The following is a 12,847-nucleotide window of genomic DNA, read 5'->3' on the forward strand; positions in this document are numbered from 1 at the left end:
CAACCGGCTTTTACCTGTTTATTTTGCTTCGCTACGTGCAATTTTTTTTACTTTATCCAGCCATTTTAAACGTTTAGTTTCATTGGCTGTTTTTATAATTCCGATGCCGGTTACTTTCACCGGTGTTATTCCACAAAATTGTAAGACGGTTTTCTTCAACTGATTTATACCGGGCCTTGCATATACCAACCGGTAATACCAGCCTGGTTGATCCATTGTAGTGATGATATGTGCGGTTTTTCCTTTAAGAAGCTTGTCCCAGAAAAGCGAATTTTCACGATACTTAAATGCCATTCCCGGTAAAAACAGGCGATCGATAAAACCTTTGGTAATAGCAGGCAGCCCACCCCACCATACCGGGTGAATCCACACCAGATGATCTGCCCATTGAATAATTTCCCATGCTTTCAAAAGGTCAGGTTCCAGTTCTGTACGTTTGCGATAACCGAATTCAAGATTGGGGTTAAATTTTAATTGGGCTATGACAATTTCCTGAACGATTGCTCCACCCAGTAAAGCGCCCTCCTTGTAAGCGGCTGTCAATGCATAATTAAATGACTCCGCATTCGGATGACCGTTAATGATCGCTATTTTCTTTTGCATACGAGTAAATATCTTTTTCAAAGATAAATGGCGTATAGTACAAGTTTCAGGACAAATGTCTAATTATTTACTGATTTCCGGATGCGGCTCAAATGGCGTTGTGTAATTCCCAGATAAGAGGCTAAATATTGTAAAGGAATTTGTCTGATGTATTCAGGTTGTTCTTTTAATAAACGTTCATATCGTTGTAGTGCGCGTTCTTTCTGAAACTGAAACATTCTTTTCTCCAGTTCAAGGTATTGTTGTTCGGCAATAATTTTTAATACTTTTATCCAGTTAGGGTTATTGGCAAACAGTTGATCTAGTTTTTGCTTACGGGCTATCAGTACTTCAGCCGTAGTTATTGCCTGCAATGATTCAACGCTGGGCTGGCCGGTAATGAAAGACGAATAGGCTGCCATCATTTCATTAGGAAATCTGAAACAATAAGTAATATCATCGCCCTGATCGGATAAATAAAATGACCGGAAAATGCCAGATCTAATAAAAGCTACTTCAGTACAAATCTCTCCCTCTCTGCTAAAAAAATCATTCTTGTTAAATTGCTTTAAACTAAAACAATCCATGAGTTGCCGGATATCTGTTGGCTGAAGAAACCCGAAACTGTTAAAAAAGGCTTCCATAATTGGTGTGATTTTGTAATAACTGTAATGTTTTTCTTAAGAGTGTAATTGAAATCCTTTATAAACAAAACTTATCAAAACAATCATAAACAACTGATTTACAATCAACAAAGTAGTTAAAAAAATAAATTATCTTATCATGAGAAAGTTTAAAAAACTTCAAGAATTTTTAATATTAAACGTTCGATATCTAAAAAATTACCTTTAACTTTATCGAAACCTGACTTCCTGTTCACTATAGTACCGAACCTATGGAAGCTCCCATAACCGACACATTATTAACGGGTTAGTATAAAAAAAGTCCTGCCAACCGGCAGGACTTTTACTTTATAAACTAGTTACTTATTTCACTTCTTCGTATTCAGCATCTGTGATATTATCAGCTCCACCGTCATTTTGATTAGGTTGTTGTTGAGCTTGTTCTGCGCCACCTTGCTGTTGTTGTGCTTTGTAAATTTCTTCAGAAGCTGCTGTCCAGGCATTATTCATTTCTTCTACAGCTGCATCGATCTGAGCCAGATCTTGTGATTTATGCGCTTCTTTCAATTTTACTAAAGCATTTTCGATCGGAGCTTTTTTATCAGCAGGGATCTTATCACCGAATTCTTTAATTTGTTTTTCGGTTTGGAAAATTAAGCTATCTGCCTGATTTACTTTTTCTACGCGCTCGCGAGCTTGTTTGTCAGACTCTTCGTTTGCTTTAGCTTCAGCTTTCATTTTCTCTACTTCATCTTTGCTTAAACCTGAACCTGCTTCGATTCTGATTTTTTGTTCTTTACCGGTTCCTTTATCTTTTGCAGTTACGTGTAAGATACCGTTTGCATCGATATCGAAGATAACTTCAATTTGAGGAACACCGCGTGGTGCAGGAGGAATACCATCCAGATTGAACATACCTAAACTTTTGTTTTGGTTGGCCATCGGGCGCTCACCTTGCAATACGTGAATTTGTACACCCGGTTGATTATCTGAAGCAGTAGAGAATGTTTCAGATTTTTTAGTAGGGATGGTCGTATTAGATTCGATCAGACGGGTCATTACGCCACCCATTGTTTCGATACCTAAAGAAAGAGGGGTAACGTCTAACAAAAGAACGTCTTTAACCTCACCTGTTAATACGGCACCCTGAATAGCAGCACCGATTGCTACTACCTCATCAGGGTTAACACCTCTGTTAGGTTTTTTACCGAAGAACTTTTCAACGATTTCCTGTACTTTAGGAATACGTGTAGAACCACCTACTAAAATCACCTCATCGATATCGCTGGTTGACATTTTAGCATCTCTCAATGCAGCTTCACAAGGTTTCAGGCAACGCTCGAACAGGCTATCTGCCAATTGTTCAAATTTTGCTCTGGTTAACTTTTTCACCAGGTGTTTTGGAACACCATCTACTGCAGTGATATAAGGAAGATTGATTTCAGTTTCGCTGGAAGAAGACAATTCAACTTTTGCTTTTTCTGCTGCTTCTTTCAAACGTTGTAAAGCCATTGGATCTTTACGCAAATCCTGCGCTTCTTCGCTTTTGAATTCTTCAGCTAACCAATCCATGATTACTTTATCGAAATCGTCACCACCTAAGTGAGTATCACCATTGGTAGATTTTACTTCAAAGATACCATCACCCAGTTCAAGGATAGAGATATCGAAAGTACCACCACCAAGGTCAAATACAGCGATTTTCTGATCGGTATGACCTTTATCCAGGCCATAAGCTAAAGCAGCGGCTGTAGGTTCATTGACGATACGACGTACATTTAAACCTGCGATTTCACCGGCTTCTTTGGTAGCCTGGCGTTGAGCATCGTTAAAGTATGCAGGAACGGTGATTACCGCATCTGTAACTTCCTGGCCCAGGTAATCTTCAGCGGTTTTCTTCATTTTCTGAAGTGTCATTGCTGAAATTTCCTGAGGCGTATATAAACGACCGTCGATATCAATACGAACGGTATTGTTATCACCTTTTGCTACTTTGTATGACCAATGAGAAATTTCTTCTGAAACCTCATCGAAACGACGACCCATGAAACGCTTAACGCTCATAATCGTATTCTGAGGATTGGTAATTGCCTGACGTTTAGCAGGATCACCTACTTTACGTTCACCACTTTTCAAGAAAGCAACTACTGAAGGGGTGGTACGACGACCCTCATCATTTGCAATTACTACTGGCTCATTACCTTCCATAACTGCTACGCAGCTATTTGTTGTACCCAGGTCAATTCCTATAATTTTACCCATGTTTATCTAAAGTTTTTTAGTTTGCTATTTAGATTTTATCAATCTCTGTGCCGCTGACAGAATAAGTGAAAAATTGTCAGCTTTTTGCAGGAGATGCCCTCTAAATCAAATCTTTAGATACATGTTGTCAGCGTTACAGTGACCTGGCTGACAAAATTGTTATTCGAAAAGCATGTCAGGAATTCCCATCAGGAAATACTGATAGTCGTTGAACGAGGAATATGGGAAAGAGGGAGTGGCTGAATGTTTTTGTACAACACTAGAGACCGACATAATGCCCAGTTGAAAAGGATAAAGCGGATAAGGCTCTTCCGCTAAACGATGTGCAAAATAACTGGCTTCGGCGCCTTTATTAGAAGTGTTGATAGACAAAACGTAGTTTGTACGCGGCTCCAGGTTTACCGGGGAAATGTTGGTGTAAGTAAACTCTTTTTCGGTTACAACAATAGTGGCCCTGGCCATAACAGATTCATCATCTGCTTTCCACAGGGTAACGAAATACTCACCGGGGTCGGGCATTAAAGCCCCCAGTTTTGATACCTGCTGATTCCGTATCACAGTAAAATTATAACCGATTTCGAAAGTTTGAGGAGAGGTTACCATTAATTCAACCGGTAATAATCCTCTTTCTTCCACATAAGCTTTAAAAGGAGTTGTCAGAAGTGCACTACGGCTGGTGCCTTCTTTTTTATTACATCCGGTAATAATTACTCCGGTCAATAATATGTATGCAAAAACCTTCTTCATATCTGTTATTCTAATTGACCTTCAAAATATGAAAAAAGTTGCATCCCGTTGTGAAAAGACAACGGGATTTTTATCAACTATCAATTTATCAATTCATTAAGAGACCATTTGTTTTCTGTTTTCCTTTAAAAAAGGAGAAATGGTTTGAATAAATTCGGCCTCTTTAAATGGTTTGGCCACCACTTTATCAATACCGGCTTTTGCGTACCGCTGCTGCTCTTCCCACAAAACTTCAGCAGTAAGGGCAACGATCGGTATTTTAGCTTTTGCCTGGTCTGCCATACCCCTGATTTTAATTGCCAGTTCATCGCCCGACATTTCCGGAACATTAATATCAGTTAATACGAGGTCATAGTTTTCTTCCTGATAGGTTTTCCAGGCCATATCACCCGACTGCACCACATCAAAATTGATTTTGTATTTTTTCAGCAAGTGCCCTAATAACATAATATTAATGGGTGAATCTTCTACCATCAGTACCCGTTTGCCTGCCATGTGCTCAAAATGCTCAGAAATCATTTGTTTCGGAGCCAGTGATATTTTGTGTTTGCTTACTTCATAAGGAATACTAAAAGTAAATTCAGACCCCTTACCTACTTCACTGGTCACATTAATGGTACCACCTTGCAGTTCAATCAGCATCTTAGAAATGAATAACCCCAAACCTGTACCCCTGCGGGCATCCAAGGCATTTCCGTCTTTACTGATGACCTGTGTAAATTCATCAAAAATCAAATTCAGCTGATCATCCGGAATACCTTTACCGGTATCCTTTACAGTTACTTCAAGCTGTAATTTTTCGTTACCTGTTGTTTTGGTATTGGCAATTACTTCCACGCCACCGTTTTTGGTAAACTTAAGACCGTTCGTGACAAGATTAATTAATATCTGTTTCAAACGGAATGCATCGCCTGTCAGTACCAGATCTTTAGGGATATTTGAGTTCAGCTTTAAATAGATATCATTTTTTTCGGCCAGTATAGAGAAGTTAAAGATCACGTCTTCCAGTATTTCGCGCACCGCAAAATCTTCTTTTACAATATTAAATTTCCCTTTATCGAGTTTCGAATAATCTAATATATCATTGACCGTACTCAACAAATGTTCTGAAGACTTTTTAATGGCACCGAGATAGTCAACGTTAAATTGAATAGACGGATTCGCCACCAGTTGTTCGGCAAATCCCATAATAGCCGTTAACGGAGATCTTATTTCGTGGCTCATACTGCTTAACATACGGGCTTTTACATCCGCCAGTTGATTGGCTTTTTTCTTAGCAGATTCTTCACTAAGCCATGTTTTATAATAGAAACCGAAAATAACAGTAATGATCAGCATGAAAGCAATCGTCAGCCATAAAAAAAGCTTTCTGTTTGCCAGTGACTTTTCAGTATCCGTTTCTATATCCTGGATGGCGGCAATGCTTCTTTCGTTTGCAAGCTGGTCTACCTGATCGGATATATGCTGAATTCCGGTGTTAATCTGACGCATGATAGACATATTTACCGAAGCCAATGCCTGTTCTTTCTGATCAATAGAATTTCTCAAGCGTATTTGTTGATCGAGCCGGTCTTGATAAAACTTACTTACCGCAGTTGCCAGCTGATCGTATTCAGGCTGGGTATCATCACCCGTTTCTGTGCGTTCTTCATTTTGGTCTTCTGTAACCCCTCCCTCTGCTAATTGGTATTTTGTAGAATCAGCTCCACCGAATATTTTCTTAAAAAAACCTTTCTTTTCCTGCACAGCTTTTAAAGTATCCACCTTGTGAACAATATGATTCTTTAAAATTGAGGTCGATATTTTACCCAACCTGATGCCGTTTGCATCCAGTGAGGGAGACTGTGCATAAGTGTCGGCCAGTAACTGGTCGGCTAAACCTTTTAATGATGAAATTGTCTCTGCTACATTAAGTTTGTCACCCATCTCATTTTTCAATTGGGCGGCAATAACAGTATCAGTAAAATCAACCTGTTCAAGATGCGCTGATACGCCTTCCAGTTTTGTAACAAAGAGATTACGCGAAACTGTATCTTTCGAAGAAAGATAATCACGATAATAATTTTCCGCGTAGGAAATGTCTTGTTTAGCCAGGTTTAAATGAATCAGTGAAGAGTCTTTGTACTTTAGGTGATCAATGGCTGCTTTTAATGAATGATCAGGCCTCAGCCCTAACATTAAATTCCAGATCACTACAAATAAAGAAAGCTTAGCAACAACAAACAATACAGCTACAATCAGCAGTTTAGTTTTTGTATCTTTTAAATTCATATCAGCTCTTTTAAAATTTACTTTCAAAAGTCATTGGATACCGAACAACGGTTTTTTATGAGATACGATTTAAAAGCTTGGGGGTAGATGTTATATACCTGAGCTAAATAACGAATAATAAATGACATGTACAACAAACCTCTAAAAAGTTTCGTAGTACGTTATAAGTGTTAACATTTATTTTTATTCTAAAAACACTTACAAATCTTTTAGTTATAAACTTTATTTTTTTCCTAAAAATCAGCTAAAAAACCAACAAGCTACGGGTTTCCACCTTATTTTTAGGTCTTCTTTCACCGTTAGTATCCTGAACAGACTGTTATCATTTGATCGCTTTTCTCCAACAGCTGAAACACCTTCGGCTTACCTCCATCTTTTAAACCGGCAATCTATACTTTTCTCCCATTCGAAACAATGACTCAGATCAAGTATTGCACACAAAAACGGCTTTGACGCAAGTTCCGGACCATAATTTTTAATTGATCAGCCCAAAATAAGAAGTTATTAATGTAAAGCAGACTGACAAAGACTTTGATTATTTTTTATTACAAAAGATGATATTATCATGACAATTATAATATTCCTGAAACGGGAAGTAATTTCCATTCTTTACCAGTATTTAAAAAATCCTACATTTGAGCCGTAAAGTACCCCTTATGCAATCAGTCATTATTCAACCCCAAAACCAGTTACTGAAGAAATATGTTCAGTATTTTCTGTTTTTCAGAAAAAGCGGTGCTGAAACAGTGAGTTATACTACTTTTCCGAATAATAACCTGTGCCTGGCAATTTACAAGCAAAACAATGTTGATTACATTAATACAGGCAACACGAACAGCTGCATTGTAAGAGCAGGCAGTCAAAACTATTCCAGCAGACTTTACGGATTTCATAAAACTGCTTTTCACGCTAATATTTATGACTCATTAGATCAGATTTGCATTATCTTCTACCCTTCGGCTATCAGAGCTTTTACTGGTGAAGCTTACCATAACTTACTTAATTCTGAAGAGGTATTTGAATGTATATTTCATTCTAAAAATACCTTTCTTCTGGAAGAAATTTTCAATCATGATAACTTTTCAATGCGCGCTGCATTACTGGAGCAGCACCTGTTCAAAAATTTACATGAGTCAATTATTCCGGGCAAGCTTCAGGAAGCGCTTCATTATATCTCTCAAAACAGCCATCTGGGGTCTTTTAAGATTGAAGAGTTAAGCAAAAAACTCAGCATCAGTGACGCTACGCTGTTTCGTTTGTTCACCACCCATCTGGGGCAAAACCCAAAGTCATACCTGAAAACAGTAAGGTTCAGAAAAGCCTTACATGATATTATTCATTCCGGTCAGTCACTTACCCAATTAGCCTACTCAAACGAATATTACGACCAGTCGCACTTTATTCATGACTGTAAATCATTTTCAGGCTATTCACCTAAACAACTGATGCGAAAAATTTCAGTAGAACAGAATGCATTGGCCTGGATTTTTAATAATGAAGAGTTAAGAATGAAGAATTAAGAGTGAAATCAAGTTCAAACATGAATGATTTTTACAATTTTATTGATTATTGACTTGTTTACTTTGCTATTCAAATATTTCATTCATGAAAAAATGTATATTTCTCATTATTATAATAGTCTTCGGTATTCATTCATTACAGGCACAACATGATTGCGATTGCAACGAAGCGCTCGAAAAATTAGTTACGCTGATAGAAAGAGATTATCCGGGATTGGAAGAAAAAACCCGTGACAAACACCTCTACTCAAGTTTCAAAAAAGAGCTGATCAGCAAAGCCGACACCACCGGAAAAGAAGAATGTCTTACAATACTTAAAAGTTATATCAGTTTTTTCCGCGACGGCCATATTGCTTTTTTAAGTAATCAAAGTAGTATAAAAGTTGAAAAAACTTTTGTAAAAACGACATTGCCTTCTTTCAGAAAAACAATTGCCAAAACAACAGACACACTGGAAGGAATCTGGGTGAATGATCAGATGAAGATTGGTATTATAAAGCAGGATAGTATCTATAAAGGATTTATGATTGCTGCTGCAAACTCAGACAGAAAGCAGCATGAAGTCATCTTCACACTAGATAAAAGGGAGCATTTTCAATATATTTTCAGTAATCAAACCACTTTTGACGGAGCGTATTCTGTGATTAAAGACACTTTACTGCTGAATAGATTGGGTTATGGTTTTATAAAAGATAACCAAGAAGTATTAGACACCAACTTTCTCAAAGTAAAAACGTGGGAACTCGAAGGGTTCTACATAAAAAAGTTAACACCCCGAACAGCTATTTTCAAAATAAAAAGCTTCAATTATCCATATATAAGACGAATCGACGAGCTGGTTTCCTTAAACCGCGATCTGATAGAGAACATAGAAAACCTCATTATAGATATTACTGATAATGGTGGTGGTACAGACATTACTTATGGCCCCTTACTACCTTATATTCTCACAAACAATACACGTCATACAGGTAATGAGTTTTATTCAACAGAGTTTCTGATTAAAGGATTACAGGATTATGTAGCCAAACTTGATAATAACGAAACCAATCAAAAGGATATTCAACGGATTAATAATAACATCAACTACTTAAAACAACATTTAAGAGAGTTTGTAGTATATCCAGACGAGCAGCGATTGATGATAACGGAACGGAAATTAGCCGTAAAAAGTCCAAAACAAATACTGATACTGACTAATAAAAGATCGGCCAGCTCAGCAGAGAGCTTTTTATTAACCGTTCGTCAAAGTAAAAAAGTAAAAGTAATGGGTATTCCTACATTCGGTGCATTAGATTACGCATCTGCACGGATAACTGATTATAATTGTCTGGGATTATCGATGATTCTACCCACTTACAGAAGTACACGTCTGCCAGACTTTCCTATTGACAATATCGGGGTACAACCTGATATTTATGTAGATCAAACGCAGGATTTGTTATCGGTAGCACTTGAATATCTCGAACAATAACCAGTACAAAAAAGTCATTCGTATAAACTATTAAAAAGCTCCTGCCGCTTCGCTTTGGCTTATTCTGTCTGATGATCACCATTTAAACATGAAGCGAATGAAGTGCTGTCGTCCGCGCTGCTTTACCTTCATCTCTTTATTTTCTTCATGTTTCCAATTCCATTCTCAAACATAAAAGGAATTAAGAAACAGATTACCTGAATTTCTTAATTCCTTAATTATTAATTCTTCATTCTTAACTCTTAATTTTTAATTTCACCCAGGAAATTAAATGTATCTGTTAATTACATTCTCAAGATATTCCTGTTTTCCGCTGATTACAGCCGGCTCTCCGCCCTGAACAGCGATATCCCGCAACTGTTCTAAAGTAAGTTTACCTTCTTCAAACGCTTTACCGTTACCGGTGTCGAAAGAAGCATAACGCTGTGTTCTGATTTTTTTATAATCAGACTTTTGCAAGATATTATCAGCGATTACTAATGCACGGGCAAAAGTATCCATACCACCGATATGTGCGTGGAACAGGTCTTCACGATCGGTAGAATTTCGTCTTATTTTAGCATCGAAGTTAATACCACCGCCTTTAAAACCGTCGCCTTCCAGAATGATTAGCATAGATTCTACTAATTCATTCAGGTTATTAGGGAACTGATCGGTATCCCAGCCGTTCTGATAATCACCTCTGTTAGCATCAATACTTCCTAATAAACCATTATCAACAGCTACCTGTAATTCGTGTTGGAAGGTATGACCCGCTAAAGTAGCATGGTTCACTTCAAGGTTCAATTTAAAGTCACCCAATAAATCGTATTTACGCAAGAAACCGATGACAGTTTCGGCATCATAGTCATATTGGTGTTTAGAAGGTTCGCAAGGTTTCGGTTCGATAAAGAAAGTACCGGTGAATCCGTTTTTACGTGCATAATCTTTTGCCGTATGTAAGAAACGGGCTAAATGCTCTTTTTCTCTGTTCATATCGGTATTCAATAAGCTCATATAACCTTCACGGCCACCCCAGAATACATAATTTTGTCCTCCCAGCTCAATAGTGGCATCCAAAGCAGCTTTTACCTGTGCGGCGCCATGAGCTAACACTTGAAAGTCAGGATTGGTAGAAGCTCCGTTCATGTATCTTGCATGTGAAAACAGGTTGGCTGTACCCCATAACAATTCAACACCTGAAGCAGCTTGTTTTTCTTTCAGGTACGCTGTTAAAGTCTGTAAACGTTTTTCATTGTCTGCAACGTCATTGGTAAAATCTACCACATCCACATCGTGAAAACAATAATAAGGAACATCCAGCTTTGTAATCATTTCAAAAGCTGCATCAGCCTTTGCTTTTGCTCTTTCAATCGGATCAGCCGGTGCATCCCATGGGAAAATGTGTGTAGCACCACCAAACGGGTCGGCACCGTTTCCGCAGAAGCTATGCCAATAAGCCACTGCAAATTTCATGTGCTCTTTCATTGTTTTTCCTGCCACTACTTTATTCGCATCATACCATCTGTAGGCTAACGGATTGTCAGTATTCGGGCCTTCGTAAGGAATTGCACCAATTCCTTTGAAATATTCTGTGGATCCTTTAATGATATTCGCCATATCTTTTATTTTTTCTTACTGTTATTTTTTGTTTGAGGTTTTATTTGTATAAGTATTACTTCATTCTGATGTAAAGTCAATGCAGCATTGTATTTTTTATCATTAGCGACCTGTACCAATTCACTGAACACCGGTAAATCAGCCGTTTTCTCTTTCAGGTATGCCACCTGTTGTTTCGATAACTGTTGCGGGCTTCCTAACTTCATATAAGCCGTATAAGCATCGTTATTTTCATAACCTGTTTTACGGATGGTGAGTTCATATTTTCCGGGCGGTAAATTTTCAACCTGCCATTGTACTTGTGCGATGGCTGCCGACGGTAGCACCTGCTTATAATAGGCCTGATTGCTGACAGTGTCACCAGGATGGGTATTCGTATAATTCCAGAACAAAATATTTATTCCGCCTGTACTATCTTTTCCGGCGAGTAAATTGGGTTGATTCGTTACAATCTGCCGGTCGCCCAATGCTTTCAGGTATTTATAAGCAAAAAAAGAGGCCTTCGGAATCGACTGATAGTTGAGCATACCAAATCCTCCATGAAATGGTGTAAACCGGGGACCATTTTCTTCAAAGATGTCAGTGAATGTCCAGTAACTCATATTCATCGCCGCCGTATCGATTGCTTTTAACTGATGCAGGATATAAGCTGCACTATGATAACTGTCGTGAAACGGATCAGTAGGTGTATATGATGAAGACCATTCGGTATAATGTAATGACAATGCAGGTATCGCAGACGCCATTATTTCTTTTCTGTTTTTTTGTACGGAATGAGCAATTGCTAAAGGATCTGAATGTAAAACAGTTGTATGGTTTCCTAAATGATCTAAGAAACCACTTTTAACGCCATAGTTATGGGTGGATACAAAATCCAGCGGCACTGCATTGTTTTTACAGTACGTAATAAACGCAGGAATCCATTCCCCACCCGCTGTTGCCGGGCCGCCCACTTTAAAGCTTTCATCTACACTTTTAACCGCTTTCGCTGTTAATGCATATAATTTAAAATAATCTTCCTGTGTACCGGCAAAAAACAAGTCTTTTAAATTAGGTTCATTCCATACCTCAAAATACCATTTTTTTACTTCCTCTAAACCGTATCGATTGACCCAGTGCTGTACGGATGCTTTTATTAAAGCCTGCCAGTTCGCTTCATTTTTAGGATAAGAGATATTTCCTTTCCACCAGAAAATAGTTTGCGGGGTGGATGCCAGCGCTTCAGGCATAAAACCGAATTCTACAAACGGGCGGATATTCTGACTCAACAGGAAGTCGAACAATACATCTATATACTGAAAATTAAAGAGAGGGTTTCCGTTTTTATCTTCAGAATAAACTCCCATATCATCGGCAAAAATGCCGTGAAAACGAATATATTGAAATGGAATATGCGTTTGGATATATTTCAGCTGTTGCTGCCAGTCGGCCCGTAACCCTTCATTCGCTCTTCCGGCTCCTACCGAGTAAAAGTGTGCTGAGGGGAATGTTTTGGTGGCTGCTGCGGCATCAACCAGTATATTTACCGGCTGTAAATCCGCACCATCAGCCTGGGCTAACAGTTTTCCACTCAAAAGCAAGCACGTAATTATAGAAAGCGATTTTCTCATCTACGCAACCGTTTACACATTTTTTTATTGAAACAGGAACAAAAATCAGTTCAAAAACTGAAATATGAAAGCTAAAGTAAAGAATCCTCTTCAAATTGCAACCGATTGCATAAATTTTTTTGTAAAAAAAATATATTTGTTAAATTTGATTTCAAATTA

General features: G+C 38.1%; 9 protein-coding genes. 2 read left to right on the forward strand and 7 right to left on the reverse strand.

The genetic code is table 11. The features are described from left to right. Nucleotides 1-18 precede the first annotated feature (18 nt). The 5 genes from D9O48_RS10085 to D9O48_RS10105 form a co-directional block, all read right to left on the reverse strand. Entirely contained in the window at nt 19-603 is a 585-nt protein-coding gene (locus tag D9O48_RS10085) for an NAD(P)H-dependent oxidoreductase (protein WP_126972847.1), read from the reverse strand. 59 nt (nt 604-662) lie between these two features. After that, nucleotides 663-1,226: a Crp/Fnr family transcriptional regulator gene (locus tag D9O48_RS10090; RefSeq protein WP_126972848.1), complete on the reverse strand. Its 564-nt coding sequence runs from the start codon at nt 1,224-1,226 to the stop codon at nt 663-665. Nucleotides 1,227-1,568: 342 nt separating this feature from the next. Further along, on the reverse strand, nt 1,569-3,467 hold the full coding sequence (gene dnaK, locus D9O48_RS10095; RefSeq protein ID WP_126972849.1) for a molecular chaperone DnaK: 1,899 nt from the start codon (nt 3,465-3,467) through the stop codon (nt 1,569-1,571). Nucleotides 3,468-3,626: 159 nt separating this feature from the next. Next, entirely contained in the window at nt 3,627-4,214 is a 588-nt protein-coding gene (locus D9O48_RS10100) for a DUF4082 domain-containing protein (protein WP_126972850.1), read from the reverse strand. Nucleotides 4,215-4,310: 96 nt separating this feature from the next. Continuing rightward, nucleotides 4,311-6,485: an ATP-binding response regulator gene (locus D9O48_RS10105; protein ID WP_126972851.1), complete on the reverse strand. Its 2,175-nt coding sequence runs from the start codon at nt 6,483-6,485 to the stop codon at nt 4,311-4,313. A 656-nt stretch (nt 6,486-7,141) separates the two neighbouring features. Here D9O48_RS10105 and D9O48_RS10110 point away from each other — a divergent pair. Together D9O48_RS10110 and D9O48_RS10115 are read left to right on the forward strand one after the other, a co-directional pair. Beyond that, a complete protein-coding gene (locus D9O48_RS10110; protein ID WP_126972852.1) occupies nt 7,142-8,005 on the forward strand; it encodes a helix-turn-helix domain-containing protein in 864 nt (287 codons plus the stop codon). An 85-nt stretch (nt 8,006-8,090) separates the two neighbouring features. Beyond that, the gene (locus tag D9O48_RS10115; RefSeq protein ID WP_126972853.1) at nt 8,091-9,479 is read left to right on the forward strand and encodes a S41 family peptidase; all 1,389 of its coding nucleotides are present in this window, start codon (nt 8,091-8,093) and stop codon (nt 9,477-9,479) included. A 267-nt stretch (nt 9,480-9,746) separates the two neighbouring features. On the opposite strand, the gene xylA is transcribed toward D9O48_RS10115, so the two are convergent. Together xylA and D9O48_RS10125 are read right to left on the reverse strand one after the other, a co-directional pair. Next, the gene (xylA, locus tag D9O48_RS10120) at nt 9,747-11,078 is read right to left on the reverse strand and encodes a xylose isomerase (protein WP_126972854.1); all 1,332 of its coding nucleotides are present in this window, start codon (nt 11,076-11,078) and stop codon (nt 9,747-9,749) included. 5 nt (nt 11,079-11,083) lie between these two features. After that, nucleotides 11,084-12,688 (reverse strand): GH39 family glycosyl hydrolase, encoded by a 1,605-nt coding sequence (locus D9O48_RS10125; protein WP_126972855.1) that lies wholly within the window; start codon nt 12,686-12,688, stop codon nt 11,084-11,086. Nucleotides 12,689-12,847: the final 159 nt, after the last annotated feature.

Origin of the sequence: Gynurincola endophyticus (genome assembly GCF_003991195.1) — a bacterium.
GTDB lineage: Bacteria > Bacteroidota > Bacteroidia > Chitinophagales > Chitinophagaceae > Gynurincola > Gynurincola endophyticus.